We start from the raw sequence: 22,512 nt of genomic DNA on the forward strand, positions 1-22,512 counted from the left end.
GCTAGTGAATTAAAAGTAAATGAGGACGTCTCACTTGTATGTCGACAATGCTCGGTTTTACCGACTAAAAACGGCCCATTTTGTGAAGGATCTCAGCTTTAACTTTTGGTGGTACGACTGCATATTCCAAGAATTCCATACTGAAACTTGCACGGCCTTGGCTTAACGAACGCACGTTCGTCGCATAACCAAACAAGTTAGATAACGGAGCTTCGGCAGAAATCACCTGACCGCCACCGACTTTTGCATTCATCGTCAGGATTTTTCCACGACGAGAATTTAAATCGCCAACAACGTTACCCACGAATTCATCCGGGCAAGTCACTTCCAGCTTAAAGATAGGCTCTAACAATTCCACTTGGGCGTTTTTCACGGCCTCACGGAACGCTAGGCTGGTCGCCGCTTTAAAGGCCATTTCGCTAGAGGCTTCCGGACGAACTTCAACAGCATTCAAAGTCCCGCGGATACCAATCATCGAATAACTTGCTAAAGGACCCACTTCCGCTGCTTCTTTAAAGCCACTTTCGATCGCTTTTAAGAAACCTTGGTTGAACTCTTTAGAAATAGAAACTTTCGATTGAAATTGGATTCCGTCATGTTGAGAAATCGGATCAATCGTCAAAGAAACTTTAGCGAACTGCGCTTCACCCGCAACTTCACGTTCGTAAATGAATTCAGAAGTGGCAGAAGCAGAAATCGATTCACGGTAAGAAACTTGGGGCTTACCGACATTGGCTTGAACTTTGTGTTCACGCAACAAACGATCGACCAAAATCTCTAAATGCAATTCACCCATCCCAGACAACAGAATCTGCCCTGTCTCAGGATCGTTACGCAAACGGCACGATGGATCTTCTTTACCTAGCTTATCTAAACCTTGAAGCATTTTTTCTTGGTCCGCTGAAGACTTCGCTTCAATCGCCACAGAAATAACAGGCTCAGGGAAAGTGATCGACTCAAGAACCACTGCGTGTGAAGTTTCACACAAAGTGTCGCCCGTTGCTGTGAACTTCAAACCTACCACAGCTCCGATATCCCCCGCTTTAAGGCTTTGGATTTCTTCACGAGAGTTGGCGTGCATTTTCACTAGTTTTTGGATGCGCTCTTTTTTCTCTGTACGAGGATTGAAAAGTTGGTCGCCCACTTTCACTTCGCCAGAGTAAACACGGATGTAAGTCAAAGTTCCCGCAAATGGGTCATTGGCAATTTTAAATGCCAACGCTGCCACATTGGCGTCAAACTCTGTTTTACAGATAATTTCTTTTTCAGGTTTCGCAGGATCATGACCTACGATCGCCGGCACCTCAATAGGTGATGGCAAATAATCGATCACGCCATCTAGCAGTGGCTGAACACCTTTATTTTTAAAAGCAGCTCCGCAGAATACCGGGAAGGCTTTTAATTCTAAAGTGCCTTTGCGAAGAGCGGCTTTAAGCTCAGCGACCGACACTTCTTCGCCATTCAGATATTTTTCTAAAAGTGCATCGTCGAATTCAACGATTTTCTCGACAACTTCAGTGCGGAAACGAGCGACGTCTTCTTTCATGTCAGAAGGAACGTCTTGCACTTCAAAGTTATCTCCCATGCCGGATTGATCCCACATGTAAGCTTTATTTTCTAATAGATCTACAACGCCACGGAAGGTGTCTTCCATACCGATAGGTACTTGTACAGGAATTGGATTGGCGTTTAATTTGTCTTTGATCGTCCCGAAAGACATCACAAAGTCAGCTCCGACACGGTCCATTTTGTTCACAAAACAAATGCGCGGAACTTTGTATTTATCGGCTTGTTTCCATACAGTTTCAGATTGAGGTTCTACGCCGTTGACGCCGTCGAAAACCGCAATAGCTCCGTCAAGAACACGCAATGAACGCTCCACCTCGATGGTGAAGTCCACGTGTCCGGGAGTATCTATGATGTTGATTCTGTGATCTTTCCAGAACGCCATGGTCGCGGCCGAAGTGATAGTAATACCACGTTCTTGCTCTTGAACCATCCAGTCCATGGTGGCATCGCCATCATGAACTTCTCCGATTTTATGACTTTTACCTGTGTAGTAAAGAATGCGCTCGGTGGTGGTCGTTTTACCGGCATCGATGTGAGCCATGATGCCGATATTACGAGTGAACTTGAGATCAGCTACTGTTTTTGGATCTTTAGCTGACATTAAACTAGATTACCAGTTGTAGTGAGAGAAAGCCTTGTTCGATTCAGCCATACGGTGAACGTCGTCTTTCTTCTTAATCGCGTTACCACGATTGTTGTAAGCATCAACGAATTCGCCAGCCAAACGCTTAGCCATGTCTTTTTCACCACGCTCGCGAGAGTATTCAACCAACCAACGCATTGCCAAAGCAAGACGGCGAGATGGACGAACATCTACTGGAACTTGGTAAGTTGCTCCACCTACGCGGCGAGAACGAACTTCGATAGAAGGCTTCACATTTTCCAAAGCTTTTTTGAAAACATTCATTGGCTCTTCACCTTGAATTTTTCCTTCAAGCTCTTTCAAAGCTCCGTAGAACAACTTTTGAGAAGTTGCTTTTGCGCCATCGTACATCATTTTATTGACGAACTTAGCTACTACTAGATCCTTGAAAACTGGATCTGGAATGATTTCTCTTTTAAAGGTCTTTTTACGACGTGACATTTCTCAATCCTTATTTCTTAGGTCTCTTAGTACCGTATTTTGAACGAGAACGAAGACGTCCGTTCACACCTTGAAGATCCAACACACCGCGAACGATATGGTAACGAACACCCGGCAAGTCCTTAACACGACCACCGCGGATCAAGACCACGCTATGCTCTTGCAAGTTATGACCGATACCTGGGATGTAAGAGATCACTTCAAAACCGTTAGAAAGACGGACTTTTGCTACTTTACGAAGAGCTGAGTTCGGTTTCTTTGGTGTTGTCGTGTAAACACGAGTGCAAACACCACGGCGCTGAGGGCAAGCCACCAATGCTGGAGACTTTGTTTGGTTCTTTTGAACTTTACGCTCACTTTTGATGAGCTGGTTAATTGTAGGCACGTTTAAAACCCCTTAAACAATTTATACAAATCCGTCTTTTCTTAGGACGCTGGAAATTACATTCACAAAGCGCCCGGGTCAAGACTTAGTTATTAATTTTTAATGGCCTGAAAACCGCTGTGAGATGAGGTTTCCGGCCGTTTTATCTAAGCCCTGGAAATTCCAGGGCTTTTCATGAAAACTACCCTTGAGGCTGTGCCGATGCACCCATTCCTGGCAACGCCACGAATGAAGTATCGTCATCTTCAGCCACAGACACCTTCCAACGTTTGTAAGAAGTCAGACCGGTACCAGCAGGGATCAAACGACCCATGATGATGTTCTCTTTCAGACCACGCAAATGATCCGTACGAGAGTTGATCGCCGCTTCCGTCAAGACTTTTGTAGTCTCTTGGAAAGAGGCTGCTGAAATCCAGCTGTCTGTGCTTAAAGAAACCTTGGTAATACCTAGAAGAAGCGGAGTCGCCGTTGCTGGCTGTCCACCTTCGCGGTTAATACGTTCGTTTTCTTCAAGGAACGCGTAACGTTCTGCTTGCTCACCCGCCAAGAAACGGCTGTCACCAGCGTCTCTGATTTCTACTTTACGTAGCATTTGGCGAACGATCACCTCGATGTGCTTATCATTGATGACAACCCCTTGAAGTCGGTAAACTTCTTGGATTTCGTCAACAAGATATGCTGAAAGGGCTTTCGCACCTAGAACCGCCAGAATGTCATGAGGATTTGTTGGACCGTCCATCAACGCCTCACCGGCTCTTACGTACTCACCTTCGCGAACCGCAACGTGTTTACCTTTAGGGATAAGATATTCTTTTTGCTCACCCACTTCAGGCGTTACGATCACGCGTTGTTTACCCTTCACGTCTTTACCGAATGTCACATAACCATCAATCTCAGAGATGATAGCTGCTTCTTTCGGTTTACGAGCTTCGAACAATTCAGCAACGCGCGGAAGACCGCCCGTGATATCCTTCGTTTTCGAAGTCTCACGATGCATTTTCGCGATCACGTCACCGGCATGAACTTCCTGTTGATCCGTCACTAGCAATTGAGCCCCCACTGGGATCAAGTAACGAGCTGGGATATCACGACCAGGAAGATTCAATGTCTTACCAGCACCGTCCACCAGGAACACTGTTGGTTTGATATCAGAAGATTTAGACTCCATGATAACTTTAGTAGCAAAGCCTGTTACCGCATCGACTTGCTCCTGCATTGTTGAACCTTCTTCGATATCATGGAATTGGATCTTCGCAGAAACCTCTGCAATGATCGGATTCGAATATGGATCCCACTCAGCAACAGTTTGTCCTTTAGCGACTTTGTCACCTTCTTTGAAATTAAGTACAGCACCGTAAACAAGCTTGAAGTTTTCACGCTCACGACCTGTTTCGTCGATAACAAGTGCAGAACCGTTACGATTCATCACTGTTAATTTACCATTGCGGTTTGTGACTGCATGAACGTTTTCAAGTTTGATAGTACCGTCATAACGAGTTGTATGAACGGATTGTTCAACTGAACGAGAAGCCGCACCACCTAAGTGGAACGTACGCATCGTCAACTGAGTACCCGGCTCACCGATAGATTGTGCCGCAATGATACCTACTGTTTCACCCAAATTAACGGTAGCGCCGCGAGACAAGTCACGTCCGTAACAACGAACGCACACACCACGATCAGATTCACACACTAAAGCGGAACGGATCTCAACGCGGTCAATACCCGCTTCTTCGATACGCTTAACATCAGTTTCAGTGATCTCTTGGTTTGCACGAACCATCACTTGGTTGTTTGCAGGGTTCACAACATCCTTCAATGCTGTACGACCCAAGATACGATCGCCGATGTTTTGGATGATCTCACCAGCTTCATAAACTGGAGTGATTTCCAAACCGTCTGTCGTACCGCAATCTACTTCAGAAACAACAACGTCTTGAGCCACGTCAACAAGACGACGAGTCAAATAACCCGAGTTGGCTGTTTTAAGAGCGGTATCGGCAAGACCTTTACGCGCACCATGCGTTGAAATGAAGTACTGGATAACCGTTAAACCTTCACGGAAGTTTGCCGTGATCGGTGTTTCGATGATCTCACCTGATGGTTTCGCCATCAGACCACGCATACCACCCAACTGACGGATCTGAGCCGCGGAACCACGGGCTCCGGAGTCAGCCATAATGAAGATAGGATTGAATGAAGGTCCGACGATTTCTTTACCATCCACCACGAAAGTTTGTTTTTCGATGGCGTTCATACCTTCTTTCGCGATCTTGTCACCCGTTTGGGCCCAGATATCCACGACTTTATTGTAGCGCTCACCATCAGTGATCAAACCTTCATCGTACTGTTGCTGGATCTCAGTCACTTGAGCTTCCGCATCTTTAATCATCGTCGCTTTGGCAGCTGGGATCACCATGTCGTCGATACCGATCGACATACCCGCAGCGGTAGAATATTTGAAGCCAAGTTCCATGATTTTATCTGCTAACAAGCAAGTCGCTTTTGCACCCGCAAGACGGAACGTCTTATCGATCAAAGCTGCGATTTGTTTTTTATTCATCGGAACGTTCACTTCGCTGAACGGAACTTCTTTAGGAACGATGTCCGAAAGAATAGAACGTCCTACAGAAGTTTCTTGAACTTTTCCGTTGATACGAACTTTACAAGCCGCTTGCAAATCAACCAAACCAGTTTCGTAAGCGTATTGCGCCTCTTGAACGGTCGAGAAAGCTTTGCCAGCTCCTTTTGCGCCCGGACGAATACGAGTCAACCAGTATAGACCCAAGACGATATCTTGAGATGGATTGATGATTGGTTTACCTGATGCAGGAGTAAGGATGTTGTTTGTAGACATCATCAATACGCGAGCTTCCACTTGTGATTCCACTGAAAGTGGAACGTGCACGGCCATTTGGTCACCGTCGAAGTCGGCATTGAACGCCGTACAAACTAACGGATGCAATTGGATCGCTTTACCTTCATGCAAAACAGGTTCAAAAGCTTGGATACCAAGTCTGTGAAGAGTCGGCGCACGATTCAGAAGAACCGGATGCTCTTTAACGACGTCAGCAAGGATATCCCATACTTCCACTGTCTCTTGATCAACCAAACGCTTAGCTTGTTTGATTGTTGTCGCAAGACCCTTTTCTTCTAATTTGTTGTAAACGAATGGTTTGAACAATTCCAAAGCCATCTTCTTAGGAAGACCACATTGGTGAAGTTTCAGGGTCGGACCAACCACAATCACCGAACGACCAGAGTAGTCGACACGTTTACCAAGTAGATTTTGACGGAAACGACCTTGTTTACCTTTCAACATATCAGAAAGTGAACGAAGAGGACGTTTGTTTGGACCGGTGAAAGTCTTACCGCGACGACCATTATCTAAAAGAGCATCTACTGCTTCTTGCAACATCCGCTTTTCATTGCGGATGATGATGTCTGGAGCATTAAGCTCTTGAAGACGTTTCAAACGGTTATTACGGTTGATCACGCGACGGTAAAGATCATTCAAGTCCGATGTCGCGAAACGACCGCCATCTAGCGGAACTAGAGGACGCAAGTCTGGTGGCAACACTGGAAGAGCTTCTAACATCATCCATTCAGGCTTGTTGATAGAGCCTTTGAAAGCCTCAACAACTTTAAGACGTTTAGTGATCTTCTTCATGCCTGCTTCAGATTTAACATCTTTAGCTTCTAGGCGAAGTTTACGAGAAAGATATTCTGGATCAATTTTACGAAGAAGTTCACGAACGGCCTCACCGCCCATGCCCGCTTTGAAGCTTGGACCGAACTCATTAAGAGCGGCTTGGTAAGCTTCTTCAGTAAGGATGGCACCTTCTTCTAAAGTTGTTTCCATTGGATCGATAACTACGTGCGCTTCACAGTAAAGAACCTTTTCAACGTCTTTCAAAGAAAGATTTAAAAGGTTACCGATACGAGAAGGCAAAGAGCGCAAGAACCAAATGTGCGCTACTGGCGTTGCCAATTCGATGTGACCAAGGCGCTCACGGCGAACCTTAGTTTGTGTTACTTCAACGCCGCACTTTTCACAAACGACGCCACGGTACTTCATACGTTTATACTTACCGCACAAGCACTCGTAATCCTTAATAGGACCGAAGATTTTCGCACAGAACAAGCCATCACGTTCAGGCTTGAATGTACGATAGTTGATAGTTTCTGGCTTCTTAACTTCACCAAATGACCAATCACGAATCATTTCAGGTGACGCCAACGATACTCGTACGGCGTCAAACGAAAGTGGATCTTTTGGTTTATCGAAAAAATTCAACAAGTCTCTCAAAGAACACCCCTGTTGTTAAATTATTAATTAATGCTGACCTTGTTCGTCGTTTCCAGACGAAACAGGGGCAGGCGTTACTTCAACTTCCATCATGTCGTCGCCATCAAAATCTTCATCTTGATCGCGTAGAATGTCGGATTCCATCAATTCAACATTTAGTGCCAGAGATTGAAGCTCTTTTACTAGAACGTTGAACGATTCAGGAAGACCCGGCTCAAGGATGTTTTCACCCTTCACGATGCTTTCGTACATACGAGTTCTACCTGCTACGTCATCGGACTTCACAGTTAAGAATTCTTGTAGTGAGTACGCGGCACCATAAGCCTCGATCGCCCAAACTTCCATCTCCCCTAGACGCTGACCACCGAACTGTGCTTTACCGCCCAGAGGTTGTTGCGAAACTAGTGAATAAGGTCCGATAGAACGAGCATGGATCTTCTCTTCAACCAGATGGTGAAGTTTCAACATGTACATGATACCGACCGTAACTGGATTCGTGAACGGCTCGCCTGTACGACCATCGAATAGAACCGATTTACCAGAAGTTGGAACTTGCGCTTTATCAAGCAAGCCCTTCACGTCTGTTTCACGAGCTCCGTCGAATACTGGCGTACCTACGTGGATACCATTCTTCATTCTAGTCACGATTGATTTCAATGAACCATCGTCTGCTTTATCAAGTTTCGCAGAGATGTCTGTGTCATTGAAAATGTCTTTCATGTCTTTACGTGCGTTTTCTGCATTCCACTTATCAAGGTGAGCACCTAATTGCTTACCAAGATTGTGCGCGGCCCAACCCAAATGCACCTCGAGGATCTGCCCGATGTTCATACGAGAAGGAACGCCCAGCGGATTTAGAACCATGTCGACAGGAGTTCCGTCAGCAAGGTAAGGCATGTCTTCAGCAGCTAGTACTTTAGAAACGACACCTTTATTTCCGTGGCGGCCGGCGAATTTGTCACCGACTTGCATTTTACGTTTAATCGCAACGTAAACTTTAACCATTTTAATTACGCCTGGAGGCAACTCATCACCTTTGCGCAAACGATCGATTTTTTCATTGAATACCAACTTAACGGCATCCAATTGGTTACGAGCGTTGTCGATGATCTTGTTCACTTGGAACTCAAGATCTTGCTCAAGAGGGATATAGTTTAACAATTCAAATGGAACTGTTTCGATATCCGACTCAGTGATGATTTGACCTTTGTTAAGCAACTTCTGACTTCCGTCTTCGTTCAAAAGAACGCCGTTAGTTGTTTTACCAACTAGGATGTCACGAAGCTTAGAGATCGCGTTATTTTTGATAACGTTTTGCTCAACAGCCAAGTCTTTTTCTAATTTGCGCTTTTTCTCTTCGATAATTAAAGACAAGCGCTCGTCGCGGTCCGCTCCCTCACGAGAGTAAACTTGGGCGTCGATAACTGTTCCGTAAACGCCCGATGGCGCACGAAGGGAGGTATCTCGAACGTCCCCCGCTTTTTCACCGAAGATCGCGCGAAGAAGTTTTTCTTCAGGTGACAACTGTGTTTCACCTTTTGGAGTCACTTTACCTACCAAAATAAACCCTGGACGAACTTCCGCACCGATGCGGATGATACCCGAGCTATCAAGGTCTTTAAGGGCTTCTTCACCGACGTTGGCGATATCGCGAGTGATCTCTTCTTTACCTAATTTCGTGTCACGCGCTACGCACTCGAACTCTTCGATGTGGATAGATGTGTAAACGTCATCTTTAAGAAGACGCTCAGAAATCAAGATCGAGTCCTCGAAGTTGTAACCCTGCCAAGGAGTGAAGGCCACCAGGATGTTTTGTCCCAATGCCAACTCACCTAGCTCTGTAGAAGGACCATCGGCTACGATGTCACCTTTAGAGATACGGTCACCAACTGTTACGATTGGTTTTTGATTGAAGCATGTATTTTGATTTGTACGTTGGTACTTCGTTAAGTTGTAGATATCAACGTTCGCACCCAACTCTCCACCTTTGGCAAAACGGCGGATAACGATACGAGATGCATCTACTTCTTCAACGATACCGTCGTTCTGAGCAACTACGGAAGTACCAGAATCGCGAGCAACTAAACGCTCTACACCTGTACCTACTAGTGGTGCGCGAGAACGCAACAATGGAACCGCTTGACGTTGCATGTTCGATCCCATCAAGGCACGGTTGGCGTCATCGTGCTCTAGGAATGGAATCAAAGACGCGGCGATAGAAACTAGCTGAGAAGGAGATACGTCCATCAAAGCTACTTTATCTTTGTCTACGATTTCGTACTCACCGTCACGGCGAGTGATTGTTGTTGGAGTTTGGATCGCTTTGTTTCCAGCCTCATCGCGAGCCGCAGGAGCAATGTGATGTCCCGCTTCTTCTAGAGCTGAAAGATAGTTGATGTCTTTAGATACGTTACCTTGCTCAACTTTGCGATACGGAGTCTCAATGAAACCGTAGTTGTTGATACGAGCATAAGTCGCCAAAGACGCGATCAAACCGATGTTTGGTCCCTCTGGAGTTTCGATCGGACAAATACGACCGTAATGCGTCGGATGTACGTCACGTACTTCGAAACCTGCGCGATCACGAGTCAAACCGCCGGGTCCAAGAGCCGAAAGACGACGTTTGTGCGTGATCTCTGACAATGGATTCGTTTGGTCCATGAACTGTGACAATTGAGAAGAACCGAAGAATTCTTTAACTACGGCATTGACTGGTTTCGCATTCACTAGATCGTGCGGCATCATTGTTTCTACGTCTTGTAGAGACATACGCTCACGAATCGCGCGTTCCATACGAACCAAACCAATACGGTATTGATTTTCTAATAACTCACCCACGGAACGAACACGGCGATTACCCAAATGATCGATATCGTCGATCACGCCGCGACCGTTTTTAAGATCGATCAAAGTTTTGATCGTGCTTAAGATATCTTTATGAGTCAGTGTGCGGTGTGAAGGCGGGCACTCGTCCATAGAGATAGAGAAACGGTGATTGATTTTAATACGACCTACTTCAGAGAGGTCATATGTTTCAGGATCAAAGAACAGACGACCAAAGAACGTAGTCGCCGCTTCAAGTGTTGGTGGTTCACCTGGGCGAAGACGTTTGTAGATCTCAATCAATGATTCGTCTTTGTTAGAAACTTTATCTACCAACAATGTGTTGCGCAGGTAAGGTCCCACCGTCAAACCGTCAAAGAAGATCATGAAGAAACGATCGATACCGGCTTCGATAGCGCGGTTGATGATCGCTGTGTTCAATTCAGCATTCGCGTCCGCGATGATTTCACCTGTGGATTCATCAATCAACGGTTTAGCAAGGACTTTGCCTTCAAGATCTTTAGGCTCAACTGAAAGTTCAGTGATGTTCAAATCTTTGATTTTTTTAACGATCGCACGAGTGATACGACGACCGGCTTTAACCAGCGCCTCACCTGTTTTTGGATCTTCGATATCTGTCAATGCACGTTGGCCTGACATTCTTTCGATATCCAATTTACGGTAAAGTTTTCCGTCACGAGCATAAACTTCATCAAGATCGTAGAAGTACTCAAGCAATTGTTCCGCGTTGTATCCCAATGCTTTCAAAAGAATTGTCACTGGGAATTTACGACGACGGTCAATACGTACGTGGATAAGATCTTTTTGATCGAATTCAGCATCCAACCAAGATCCGCGATAAGGAATCACACGTGCAGAGTAGATCAACTTACCAGAAGCATTGTTTTTACCACCATCGTGGTCAAAGAACACACCCGGAGAACGGTGCAACTGAGATACGACAACGCGCTCAGTACCGTTGATGATGAAAGAACCATTCGCAGTCATAAGTGGGATTTCGCCCAAATAAACTTCTTGTTCTTTTACGTCACGGATGCTGCGTGCTTCAGTTTCTTCGTCAACGTCAAAGACGATCAAACGAAGAGTTACCTTGATAGGAGCGGCGAAAGTCATACCACGTTGACGGCATTCGTCGACGTCGTACTTTGCTGGCTCCAAAGTGTAACTTACAAACTCTAAGCTTGCAGTGTTGTTGAAATCTGTAATTGGGAATACAGATTTGAAAACGCCATTAAGACCCGCCTCACCACGGCGATCTGGATCCATATCTTTTTGAATGAAAGCTTCGTAAGAAGATTTCTGTAGTTCAATCAGATTTGGGATATCAATGACTTGCTTGTTCTTTGCAAAAGACTTACGAACACGAATGTTCGAAGCGGTAACTGGAGTTCTTTCCAACTTACTCTCTCCTGATATGATTGCACTTCAACTTGCGCTGAAGTCGGACGTTCGCTTCGGGGGGAACTTTCCAAGGCCCACATTAAATAAAAACTTTGGGTAAGGTACCTAAAGTACTCCAAGTTCTTGGAAAATCAAGTGATTATAAGGGGTTTGTGATTAGGTAAAAATTTTCGAAGTGAGGTTTTGGGCGCGAAGACAAAGTCTTATTGCGACTCGGTGCGGCATGGACGTGACCTTGATCCAAATCGGATTGGTTGGTTTTTAGGAAAAATCTGACCAGGAAAACTCACTAAAAAAGATATAGAGAGGCCATGGATCAAGACGCAAAAAAATGACTCGATGAGTTGTTTAGCTCTAAAAACATCGCCCCAGCTTTATTTCGGCATTTTAAAGCACAAAAGCCCAGAGGTTTGGGCTTTTGCTATTCCTGATAACTGATTATTTCTCTGAGCCTTCGCGAACGACTCTTCGTCAACTGACTAGTGTTATTGGAGCCTGATTTCGAAGATGAAGCTTTCATCATTCTCAGATATCTTCTTGAATCCACATGATTGGTAGAGCTTCTGTGACGCTAAGTTGTCCCTGTAAATTTCTTTTAAGGTAATCTTTTCCCATTTAGACGCCCGAGCAAGCTGCAGTAGATGAAGAACAACGGCTTTTGCAATTCCCTTGCCTCTGTACCTGGAGTTACCAATCACAATTGGCATTGTGTCTTTGGCAAGGGTCACATCCCCAATAGAGATCCACATGGTGTCATAGTATTCGACAATATAAAACTGACCGCGATTACTTAGGTCCTTGTACATGGCTCGTATCATTTGCTCCGAGCATGGTTCAGTGCGATTAGGAGAAATCGTACCCGATAGCACGATAGGATCAGCATACCATTTCAACGCTGTTCCAATATCCGCCTCGGTGAAAGATCGAAGTCTTAGGTTTTCGTTAACGTAATTATATTCCACGACCTAATGTATTTTTCATTTCTCAATCTGTAAAGAAAGGTAACCCTTTCCGCGCATCGCAACATCAGGTTTACTGCGCTTTCCTGATGTCTAATCTGGGTCCTTTCCACCAAATAATTCGTGACCGAGCGAAGACCTCAACGAATTGAATATTGCGTTCTTAATTCTTTCTTAAAAGAGCTAAAACTTTCCTCGCTTGGTTCTCAATTTTTAGCCACTTAGGATGCATCGACAGAAAACTCCGAAAGGCCAAAGGCCCTAGAGCTTGCATCATCACATTTTCATAAGGGTTATCAAAATTTTTAATCATAAGCTTTAATCTTACGAGCGCCTTCCATTGGTTCAGACTAAGCCTTCCTAAACTCTTCTTATAATAACCGCAGATTTCTAAAAATTTTAATGTGGCTTCATCATAGTAGGCAAAAGCAAGAACACGCTCATGCTTTAAAGATCCACTTGGACCTTCCCTCGAAAAGGCTTCTAAATAATCCAAGAGCGCAGAGGACACATTGATGTACTCTCGTTTAAAACGAGATTTTTGCAAAATCTTATAAAGTTCCCAATCTTGGTTTTTTTCTTCCATTGCAGCATAAAAAATCATCTCTTCTCTTCGAGATTGATTTTCCCGCATCAATATTAAAATCTGCTGGACGTAACTTTCAATTTTTCTCCAAAAAGTTGATTCTAAAATAAAAGATTTCAACTCAGCATCGCTTAAATCCTGACTGAATACCGCTTTATCTAACTGGCTCACTATTCGAGCAAGACGCAAAATCTCCTTCGCTTCACAGTATGCCAATCGCGATGACGACTTTTTTCTTCCCCGTAAATCACTTCTGATAATGTCCGCATGGGTATCAAAGTCCATCGAGAAATCTTCATAACCAAAACTACTTAGAATAAAATCACGAGCCCTTTTAGCATCAGGCCCATAGTTTGCCAGCGCTTCTAAATCTGAGACAAGATTGCCAATAACATTGCCATATTCTCGAAGAACTCGCGCGTCCGTCAAAGCAATGGCTAATTCACTTGCATTGATCATTTAGTTACCCCTTCCTGCCTCAGGTCTTTCGTAAAAGATCTAAAGTCTTTCTGGCTTGATTTTCGATTTTAAGCCATTGAGGATGCGACATGAGATAGGGCTCAACGGAAATATCTTTTTTCCAAAATTGCTCTACATTTAAAATAGCGTCCAGACGGTCGATCATATGATTGAGTCGTAATATTTCATTGAGCTCAGTACAGCCTACGGTGCATTGCCCTTTACGTAAATCGCTCTTAAGGTATTCGCAGTTCTCATCGTAATCCAAAGTGCACTCAATATACCCGGCAGGACTAAAAAGATAATCTCTATTTCGTTGGGGAACTTCTTCACTATTGCTTAAGAGTTCTAACAGGGTCAAAACTCTTGGATAAATCATTTTATAGTCGCGCAAATACCTTAGATCTCGGGTGGATAAAGCCATCTATTCTACCTCCGGCTTGATCCAAGGAAATTTAGAGATATCAAAATCTCCAAATGGGATATGAGAATCATCCGTATCTTCCACCTCTAACTTAATCCCATTTTTATCGTAATATTTTCCATCTTTACTAACCCTAATGTAGGCATCTCGAGAGTTCCGGTATTCAGAGTTAGGCTTCCCCGGCATGACCCTTACTCTTATATGGTCGTTGTTGGGATCAAGAAACTCGATTCCCTGAAGTTCTTTTTTACTACCTTTTGAAACCTTCACTCGCCAGTCATGAGAAATATTGAGTTCCTCAACGTCTCTACTCAGTTTCTCTAAAGTCTTATAGCTCTCCATGTTTTTGATCTGCCGATACTTTTTTTGGACATCATCTGCATAGGAGACCGGTCCATGCAGAACTTTATCGGCATAGCGATAGGCTTCGCCACTTCCGGCTAAAACTCCTATGGCTGCCATGAAACGCTCTTGATCTGTTAAGTATTCGTCCGTAAAAAAGTTTTTTCCGGTTCCGGCTTCATAGAGATCTATAAGATCGTTCAGTCCAGGTACAAATCCAAACCCGGCACGAACCATGTCGTCATATAAAAGTTTTTCGAGACCAGCTAGAAGCTCTCGCTCGGAATTCCAACCAAAATAGGCCGCAATGGCTTGAACATTTTGACGGAAAGGAGCCTGATAATAATCGTACAAACTCAAACTCTGAGGTTGGTCTGTCGTGTTAAAGAAAGACACTTCTTGCCGGTCAAAACCTTCAGACTGCGTCAATACATAAAGTGAAGTGCCTTCGACAGACGAAAGTCTTTGCTTAGGTACTGCCCCTTGAGCTTTCGCTGACATGGTCGCCTGCATGAAATCTTGATAGTCGTAATATCGCCCCTTCACCAAATCAGCGGCTTTAAAAATCTCCCCAGGAACTTTCCCGGTCATCTCATCAAATATCTTATCTTTAAATTCAGATTTTATCTTTGAAGGAAGCTTCAGAGGCGCATTGACATCTATCCTCTTCAAGATCGACTGCTCAGCTTCAGGATAGTTTTCCCAAAGAGTTTGGTTGTGCAATCCCCACACGATCTGCTGGATGTCCGCCTGATCGTATTTACCTTCCGCTGAAAGCTTTAAAATTTCCTTAAGATAAAGAAATTTTCCGTTGTTTTTACGCCATTGAAAAACTTCGTCGCTCTGAGGTGCAGCCTTTCCACCTTCAAGACAATACGACTTTAGTGGCAGTGTTAATGCAGTTTTAGGAGGAATAGATAGTTGCCCTTCGAATGGGCGATATTTGAGCTGTTTATAGGCCTGCAGCAATGATCTATGCAAAGCCTCATCTTGGGGACTTAATACTTTCTTTCGCTTGATAATTTCTTTCAAGCGAGCCATATCTTTTTTTATTTTTACGACGTCGATCTGATAAAGAGTTATTTTCTCTTGAACTTGAGGTTCAATGACTTCTTTAGAAAACGTGGGAATATTTTTTGGCACCGTGCCACATTGAGAGAGAAGCAGGCCGCAGACTATCAGTGCCAGTTTTATAAATAATCGCATAATCTTCCTTCGAAGAATTAAAGAATATATTTGATTATGTTTACCTATCAAGAACTTATTATTGATCGCCCGGTGATGGCTCCGTCGTGGTCGTTAAGTTCAACTCCCTCACTCCTAATGTCCCGAAGCCCCCTCCGCCCCGATGCCCGTTTCGGATCGCACTGACTGCGCTAAGAATCCGGCTTTATCCTGTTCGGCCCGCGCACTGCGGTCTGTAAGTGACACCAACCAAATCAATACGAAAGCTAAAGGCATCGAAAAAATCGCGGGCGAAGTGTAAGGAAACGGCGCACTTCCCGCAGGATTTCCCAATGTGGCTTCCCACACCGAAGGAGATAAAACTGTGAGGACCACGGCCGTAATAAGTCCCGCAAAGCCTCCGCAAAAAGCCCCTCGCGTGGTGCAACCTTTCCAAAGGACCGACATAAATAAAACCGGAAAATTCGCCGAAGCAGCCACGGCAAAAGCTAAGGACACCATGAAGGCGATATTTTGTTTTTCAAAAACAATCCCTAAAAGAACCGCCACAACTCCCAGAGCGATCGTCGTCAACCGTGACACTTTCAGCTCTGAGGCCGAGTTGGCTTTTCCTTTTTTTATGACCGTTGAATAAAGATCATGCGACACGGCCGAAGCTCCGGACAAAGTAAGACCCGCAACAACGGCCAAGATCGTCGCAAACGCGACCGCTGAAATAAATCCAAGAAACACATTCCCACCAACAGCCGTGGCCAAATGAACAGCCGCCATATTGCCGCCACCTAGCAGTCCGCCTTTAGAATCTAAGAAGTTAGGATTGGACGAAACCAAAACAATCGCCCCGAAGCCGATAATGAAAGTAAGAATATAGAAATACCCAATCCAGGTCGTCGCCCAGAAAACAGATTTTCTTGCTTCTTTTGCATCTGGAACAGTAAAGAAACGCATCAAGATATGCGGCAAACCGGCAGTTCCAAACATCAAGGCCATACCAAAAGAAATTGTGGAAATCGGATCCTTCACAAAATTTCCGGGCGCCATAATAGAAACGCCTTTAGAAATCGCTTCTTCACCACTAGATCCCGCGGCTTGAGCCGCCTCTGTTTTAATGCGAATAGCATCGGCAAAGAGCGCCTCTAACGAAAATCCGTAGTGGTATAAAACCATGAAGGCCATAAAAGATGCACCCGAAAGCAAAAGTCCGGCCTTAATAATTTGCACCCACGTGGTCGCCGTCATTCCGCCAAAAAGCACATACACCATCATCAAGATGCCCACGATAACAACCGCGATCCAATATTCTAATCCGAAAAGAAGTTTGATCAATTGCCCTGCACCCACCATCTGCGCAATCAAATAGAAAGCCACGACGACCAAAGTTCCCGACGCCGCAAAAGTTCTGATAGGAACTTGACTGAATCGATAAGCCGCCACATCGGCGAAAGTGAATTTGCCTAAGTTGCGTAATTTTTCGGCCATCAAGAAAGTTAAAATCGGCCAACCCACTAAAAACCCGATGGAGTAAATCAACCCATCATAGCCGCTGGCCATAACTGCGGCAGAAATTCCCAAAAAGGAGGCCGCCGACATAAAGTCGCCCGCGATCGCTAAGCCATTCTGAAATCCCGTGATCCCGCCACCGGCCGTATAAAAATCGGCCGCCGAACGAGTCTTAGCGGCGGCCCATTTCGTAATCCACAAAGTGGCCACCACGAAAATGGCGAACATAGAAATTGCCGTCCAATTTGTCGCTTGCTTTTCAAGCTGCCCAAGGTCACCGCCCGCGGCCTGCGCCGTTTGAGCAGCAAAGATCACAACCAAGGATAATAATTTTGAATTTTTCATTACTTGATGCTCTCTTTCACTTCACGAGTCCATTTATCAAAGTCCGCGTTTGCCTTACGTACATACACTCCGGTGATCAGAACCGTAAACACAATCACCCCTATCCCTAGCGGAATCGAAAGAGTCATGACTCCTTCACCAATTCTTTGCGCCATGATTTCGCGATGAAAGGCGACAAGATAAATGTAACCATAAAAGACAACCATAAGGATCGCCGTTAAGGTCCAAGCATATCGTGATCTGGTTTTAACTAAGTGTTGGTAGGTCGGATTTTCAGAGATGGCGCGTACAGATTTGTGGTCCATGAGGCTCCCTTTAGCAATGTTATGTAGCTGCTAAAATTAAATCACGGCGCCCCCGACTAAACAAACTATATAATAAGAAGTCTTTCCTAAAGTTAATGTAATCCTAGGCAAACTAGCCCACTAAGATCGAAAGGCCTTTCCGTTCGTGCATCAACCACACGACGACATCAGTAAAAAGACTTTTCGGGAAATTGATTTCAAACATCGGTGTTGGATGAGGACCGATGGCTTCGGGAATCAGCTGGCCGACAAAAACTTTTTGATCACGAAACTCTTCGATCGCCCTTTGAAGCAATTCTTCGGCCCTTTCTTTTGATGAGAGGTCAAAATAAAAATGCGCATCAAATTCTCGAGGAAATCCTGCCGGCAACAATTTAGAATTTACGATGTAGTTTTTTTAAGTCACAAATCCCTTTAACGAATTATCTTCCGGAAAACAAGGGTTCGCTCCCCAGGTGAAAAGGAGTTGACCTTGCCTGTTGACACTATTTCCTTACTTCAGACGCTCCGCTTCCGGACCTCATGGCGGCGCGTTTGAGTTTGATTTTAAGTGGGTCTGTATTCAGACTTAAAACTACTTAACTCGACAATGAGGTCGAAAAATAAAGGAGAAAAAATGAAACTTCTAGTTATTGCTCTTGCTATGGTGGGCTTCTCTATGACAGCAAACGCACAAAAAGGTCTTAAAGGCGATGGCGTTTACGGAACTGCTGGTTGCGGTCTTGGTTCAATGGTTTTCGGTAAAGAAGAAGGCGCTATGCAAGTTATCGCTGCAACTTTGAACGGTACTGGCGTTCAAACTTTCGGTATCACTTCTGGTACTTCAAACTGCGGTAAAGGTCTTTTCGCAAAAGCGGAAGTGAACTCTTTCATCCAATCAAATGCCGTAGCTCTTGAAAGCGACATTGCTCGTGGCCAAGGCGAAACTTTGAGCACATTGAATAACATGTTGGGCTGTGACGCTCAATTCGGTTCAACTCTTCAACAAAACTACAAATCAATCTATGCTCCAGGCACAGATTCTTCTGAAAAAATCCAAGTTTTGGCGCAAAGCTGCCAAGGCTAAGAGTGTTTCTTAAGCACACTAAAAGCCCCATGGAAATGGGGCTTTTTTCTTTTCTTACGTTCTTTGTTTTTTGCTCTGTAGCTACGGCTCAAGTTCCGCCCCCGACAGAGTCCCTGATCACTCGCGCTAAAAATGAAAAATGGGCTGAACATTTACAATGGCATCGCCTTATTCAATATGAAAAAAATCTTTTAGGTGGATATAAAAGCAGTGCTGAACCCGGACCTTTCTTTTTAAGTCCGCAGGGTCAAAAAAATCCTGAAAGTGAATTGCTAGCGACCTTGGCCGCGTTCAGCGACGAAAAAGTTTTAGTCTCTTCTCAAGATAGTAAATATAAAGAACCAGCCGCGTGCGTCTTCCCCGCTCGTAAAATCTGGATAGAAAAAATCAGTGGCCACAAGTTTGCTTCGCCAGCATGTGAGCGCTATGAACGCTTTATCGAAATTCTGGCGCCAAAATCTTTAACTTATGTTTTTTCTTCTTATTACCTAAACAATCCTGCTTCGGCTTTTGGACATACTTTTTTACGCATTAACAAAGCCCCTTCTGCACGAGACGGGGAACGCTATGAGCTGTCCGATTACGGTGTGGGTTATGCCGCGATGAAAGTTTCCGACAACCCCTTGGTTTATTCTTTTTTAGGTCTCTCGGGCTTGATGCCGGGAACCTTTGATATCAATCCTTATTATTATAAAGTCCGCGAATACAATGACTTTGAGTCCCGCGATCTTTGGGAATACGACCTGGATTTCAATCCTGAAGAAGTCCAGATGGTGGTCGCCTATATCTGGGAACTTTTAGGCGCACATTTTAATTATCACTATATGTCGGAAAATTGCGCCTACCGCATCCTTTCCATTTTTGAAGTGGCGCGCCCCAGCCTTGACCTCACCTCCAAACAAAAAGCCCAAGTCATGCCGGCAGATACCGTCGGAACCTTGAATCAAGTCCCAGGACTGATCACCAAAATCCACTATCGTCCTTCGGTGCGCGCTTTATTTGAAACTCGTTACCAGACCTTGAACTCTGAAGAAAAAAAACGTCTCTATAAATTTTCACGCAGCAATAACTTGGCGGATTTAAAAGACGGCCTTTCTAAAGATGAACAGCGGCACACTTTGGATGCCGCCATGGATTTTTTAGACTATCGCTATCCCAAAGAAATTTTGATGAAGACGGGAAAGTTTCATTTAAAAAAACAAGTCCTAGCAGAAAGAGCGGAAGTCGGCGGCATCACACCCACTTTAAAAGTTCCTGAGCCTTGGAGTGAGGCTCCTCACGATGCCCAAGGTTCACGCCGCTGGGGCTTGGGTGGCCGAGAATGGAACAATCAAAAATATTATCTATTAGATATGAAACTTGCTTTGCATGATCTTTTAGATCCCAAGATCGGCTATCCGCCGACCGCAGAAATGACGATGGGATCTTTCAGCGCTTCTTACAACCTAGACAATCACGAAGTGGCTTTGGATCGCGCACTTATTTACGAAGTGGTTTCTTTGTCGCCGGTGAATGACTTTAATGACAGTCCTTCGTGGCGCTTAAAAGTGTCCGTGGAACGAGGGTATGAAAATAACTGTGCCGGTCTTTGTCGATGGACGGAAATCAGTGGCGGATCAGGTATGACCAGAACATTTTTTGGTCATCTTGATTTAGCCATTTGGTTGCGAGCCACGGGCATGACCAGTCCTGATTTTGCCATTGAAACCTGGCGCGTGGGTGCCGGACCTAGTGTCATGGCCCGTTGGAATCACGGCAAGTTTTCTTTTTTGGCCGAATCTTATTATCGCTATGATTATAAGGGTGTCGATACGGAGTTTCGCCAAAATTCTGTCGGCGTGAATTTAAGTCTTAATAAGTCTTTCAGCATTCGTTTGCAAGGCGAAGATGTACAAAACACGCAACGCCTTGATGGTAAGATCTTCTGGTATTATTAGCTTGGACTACTTTGAACCGCACCTTCGGGTTGAATCCGCTTAGGTTTTACTAAAGGTTCAGGTTTCGTGACATTACCCAGAATAACTTCGCGACCTGCATCTGAATTTCCGGCAGCAAGTTCTAACTCAAATCGATCCGCATCCAAATCGCGAATACGCTGAGCCACATCCGCCGCTTCTTCATCTGAAACACCTAAAGTTTTTAAACAGGCTTCACCAAACACAATGGCCGACTCAAAAGTTTCGCGCACCTGGAAATCAACTCCCTTGGTTACTACTTCACGAGCGTGGGTACGGTCCCAAGTGCGCACTAAAATTTTCGCTAACGGAAATTCGGATTTCACCAGATCAATAATTTTATTAGCGACTTCTTTATCGTCCACGGCAATGGCGATAAGCTCGGCCGTGCCCGCCCCCGATGCGCGCAGGACATCCAATCTTGAGCCATCGCCGTAATAAACTTTAAACCCAAATCGACTGACACTTTTTATGATATCCACGTCGGAATCGATAATCGTCACATCGGCATTTTTCATCAGCAACAACTGACAAAACACTTGCCCAAATCGTCCAAAACCAATCACTAACACATTGCCCGAAAGACCATCGGCCTTTTCCACTCCGTCCAATGATTTTTCTTCGTCTTTTAAAAGACGATACATCAATATCACGGCAAGAGGTGTTAATACCATCGACAGCACCACCGTTGCCGTTAACATCGCCTCCTGCTCTGCAGTGATTAAGTTTCCAAAAGCGCCGGCGCTAAAAAGAACAAAGGCAAATTCCCCACCTTGAGCCATCAGGATCGCACGTTCAATAGACATGCGATGAGGTGAGCCCGTGACTCTCGCAACCGCATAAACGCATGCCGCCTTCACCGCCATCATCGCCACGACGGCAGCTAAAACAAAATGTAGGTTTGCATAGACAACGCTTAAGTCTAAAGACATACCGACAGCCATAAAGAACAAACCTAAAAGCAGACCACGGAAAGGTTCAATATCGGCTTCGATCTGATGACGGAAAGTCGATTCCGCCAAAAAAACCCCGGCCAAAAATGCTCCCATCGCCATGGAAAGTCCGCTCAATTGCATTGCTAAAGCGGTCCCTAAAACCACGAGCAACGCGGCCGCCGTCATCACCTCTCTTGATTTTGCCAAAGAAAGAATTCGGAAAAAGGGATTCAAGAGCCAAATTCCCACCACAATTAAACCCACCATGGCCGCAATCGGGAAAACAATTCCCCACACTCCAGAGCTCCCCACCTCTTGTCCGCCGCCGGTACTTTGCGACGCCAACGCAACAATCGCTAACAAAGGCACGATCAAAAGATCTTCAAATAAAAGAATCGAAACTATTTTTTCACCTGGTGGATCCGCCAGCTGTTTTCTTTCGGCCAAGAACTGAAATACAATCGCCGTCGAGGTCATCACAAAACCCGCAGCCCCCAAAAGCGAAAAGGCTAACGAATATCCACTGACTAAACCTAACAAGGTCAATGCACCGATACAGGTAAATATCTGCAATGCCCCCAGACCGAAAATATCTTTGCGTAAACTCCACAGATGCTTAGGACGCATTTCCAAACCGATAACAAAAAGGAACATGACTACTCCCATTTCCGCGATATGCAGAACAGAGCCAGCGTCACGAAACAGGCGCAAACCAAAAGGTCCGACAATCAATCCCGCAACCAAATAACCTAAAACAGAGCCCAGACCTATTTTTTTGAACAATGGAACCATCGTGATGGCGGCCACTAGCAAGACGACAATTTTATCAAGACCGTGCGAACTCAGCTCTGCTGACATG

At 44.9% G+C, this 22,512-nt stretch carries 15 protein-coding genes; 2 read left to right on the top strand and 13 right to left on the bottom strand.

Translation table 11 applies throughout. The features are described 5' to 3' along the window. Positions 1-64: 64 nt before the first annotated feature. From fusA to AZI86_RS02150, 12 genes are all read right to left on the bottom strand, one after another. Positions 65-2,170, bottom strand: coding sequence for an elongation factor G (fusA, locus tag AZI86_RS02095; protein ID WP_061833432.1), 2,106 nt, complete (start codon positions 2,168-2,170; stop codon positions 65-67). A gap of 9 nt (positions 2,171-2,179) precedes the next feature. Further along, positions 2,180-2,653 (bottom strand): 30S ribosomal protein S7, encoded by a 474-nt coding sequence (gene rpsG / locus AZI86_RS02100; protein WP_061833435.1) that lies wholly within the window; start codon positions 2,651-2,653, stop codon positions 2,180-2,182. Between the two features lie 10 nt (positions 2,654-2,663). After that, complete coding sequence (gene rpsL / locus AZI86_RS02105; RefSeq protein ID WP_061833437.1) at positions 2,664-3,038, bottom strand: 30S ribosomal protein S12; 375 nt, start codon at positions 3,036-3,038, stop codon at positions 2,664-2,666. 181 nt (positions 3,039-3,219) lie between these two features. Further along, on the bottom strand, positions 3,220-7,347 hold the full coding sequence (gene rpoC / locus AZI86_RS02110) for a DNA-directed RNA polymerase subunit beta' (protein ID WP_061833439.1): 4,128 nt from the start codon (positions 7,345-7,347) through the stop codon (positions 3,220-3,222). A 27-nt stretch (positions 7,348-7,374) separates the two neighbouring features. Further along, positions 7,375-11,589: a DNA-directed RNA polymerase subunit beta gene (gene rpoB / locus AZI86_RS02115; protein WP_061833445.1), complete on the bottom strand. Its 4,215-nt coding sequence runs from the start codon at positions 11,587-11,589 to the stop codon at positions 7,375-7,377. Positions 11,590-12,077: 488 nt separating this feature from the next. After that, entirely contained in the window at positions 12,078-12,554 is a 477-nt protein-coding gene (locus tag AZI86_RS02120) for a GNAT family N-acetyltransferase (RefSeq protein ID WP_081111754.1), read from the bottom strand. A 160-nt stretch (positions 12,555-12,714) separates the two neighbouring features. After that, a complete protein-coding gene (locus AZI86_RS02125; protein WP_061833450.1) occupies positions 12,715-13,596 on the bottom strand; it encodes a hypothetical protein in 882 nt (293 codons plus the stop codon). A gap of 19 nt (positions 13,597-13,615) precedes the next feature. Beyond that, positions 13,616-14,020, bottom strand: coding sequence for a hypothetical protein (locus tag AZI86_RS02130; protein ID WP_061833452.1), 405 nt, complete (start codon positions 14,018-14,020; stop codon positions 13,616-13,618). Continuing rightward, on the bottom strand, positions 14,021-15,568 hold the full coding sequence (locus AZI86_RS02135; RefSeq protein ID WP_061833454.1) for a pre-toxin TG domain-containing protein: 1,548 nt from the start codon (positions 15,566-15,568) through the stop codon (positions 14,021-14,023). Positions 15,569-15,682: 114 nt separating this feature from the next. Further along, positions 15,683-17,392, bottom strand: a complete 1,710-nt coding sequence (locus AZI86_RS02140; RefSeq protein ID WP_061833456.1) for a cation acetate symporter — start codon at positions 17,390-17,392, stop codon at positions 15,683-15,685. Next, positions 17,392-17,697 (bottom strand): DUF485 domain-containing protein, encoded by a 306-nt coding sequence (locus AZI86_RS02145; RefSeq protein ID WP_061833457.1) that lies wholly within the window; start codon positions 17,695-17,697, stop codon positions 17,392-17,394. Before AZI86_RS02145 ends, AZI86_RS02140 begins: the two co-directional genes overlap by 1 nt. A 112-nt stretch (positions 17,698-17,809) precedes the next feature. Then, positions 17,810-18,070: a DOPA 4,5-dioxygenase family protein gene (locus tag AZI86_RS02150; protein ID WP_061833458.1), complete on the bottom strand. Its 261-nt coding sequence runs from the start codon at positions 18,068-18,070 to the stop codon at positions 17,810-17,812. A 243-nt stretch (positions 18,071-18,313) separates the two neighbouring features. On the opposite strand from AZI86_RS02150, the gene AZI86_RS02155 reads away from it, so the two are divergent. Both AZI86_RS02155 and AZI86_RS02160 read left to right on the top strand, forming a co-directional pair. Next, the gene (locus tag AZI86_RS02155; RefSeq protein ID WP_061833459.1) at positions 18,314-18,763 is read left to right on the top strand and encodes a DUF3015 family protein; all 450 of its coding nucleotides are present in this window, start codon (positions 18,314-18,316) and stop codon (positions 18,761-18,763) included. Positions 18,764-18,792: 29 nt separating this feature from the next. Further along, positions 18,793-20,700 (top strand): Lnb N-terminal periplasmic domain-containing protein, encoded by a 1,908-nt coding sequence (locus AZI86_RS02160; RefSeq protein ID WP_061833460.1) that lies wholly within the window; start codon positions 18,793-18,795, stop codon positions 20,698-20,700. Here AZI86_RS02160 and AZI86_RS02165 read toward each other — a convergent pair. Further along, positions 20,697-22,511: a monovalent cation:proton antiporter-2 (CPA2) family protein gene (locus AZI86_RS02165; protein ID WP_061833461.1), complete on the bottom strand. Its 1,815-nt coding sequence runs from the start codon at positions 22,509-22,511 to the stop codon at positions 20,697-20,699. The two genes, AZI86_RS02160 and AZI86_RS02165, sit on opposite strands and share 4 nt — an antisense overlap. Between the last annotated feature and the right edge of the window lies 1 nt (position 22,512).

Origin of the sequence: Bdellovibrio bacteriovorus (assembly GCF_001592735.1) — a bacterium.
Classification (GTDB): Bacteria; Bdellovibrionota; Bdellovibrionia; order Bdellovibrionales; family Bdellovibrionaceae; genus Bdellovibrio; species Bdellovibrio bacteriovorus_D.

Excerpts from the sequence above, each read along its gene's own strand:
- fusA (WP_061833432.1), bottom strand. The coding sequence starts at position 2,170 with ATGTCAGCTAAAGATCCAAAAACAGTAGCTGATCTCAAGTTCACTCGT.
- rpsG (WP_061833435.1), bottom strand. The coding sequence starts at position 2,653 with ATGTCACGTCGTAAAAAGACCTTTAAAAGAGAAATCATTCCAGATCCA.
- AZI86_RS02125 (WP_061833450.1), bottom strand. The coding sequence starts at position 13,596 with ATGATCAATGCAAGTGAATTAGCCATTGCTTTGACGGACGCGCGAGTT.
- AZI86_RS02130 (WP_061833452.1), bottom strand. The coding sequence starts at position 14,020 with ATGGCTTTATCCACCCGAGATCTAAGGTATTTGCGCGACTATAAAATG.
- AZI86_RS02135 (WP_061833454.1), bottom strand. The coding sequence starts at position 15,568 with ATGCGATTATTTATAAAACTGGCACTGATAGTCTGCGGCCTGCTTCTC.
- AZI86_RS02140 (WP_061833456.1), bottom strand. The coding sequence starts at position 17,392 with ATGAAAAATTCAAAATTATTATCCTTGGTTGTGATCTTTGCTGCTCAA.
- AZI86_RS02145 (WP_061833457.1), bottom strand. The coding sequence starts at position 17,697 with ATGGACCACAAATCTGTACGCGCCATCTCTGAAAATCCGACCTACCAA.
- AZI86_RS02155 (WP_061833459.1), top strand. The coding sequence starts at position 18,314 with ATGAAACTTCTAGTTATTGCTCTTGCTATGGTGGGCTTCTCTATGACA.
- AZI86_RS02160 (WP_061833460.1), top strand. The coding sequence starts at position 18,793 with ATGGAAATGGGGCTTTTTTCTTTTCTTACGTTCTTTGTTTTTTGCTCT.
- AZI86_RS02165 (WP_061833461.1), bottom strand. The coding sequence starts at position 22,511 with ATGTCAGCAGAGCTGAGTTCGCACGGTCTTGATAAAATTGTCGTCTTG.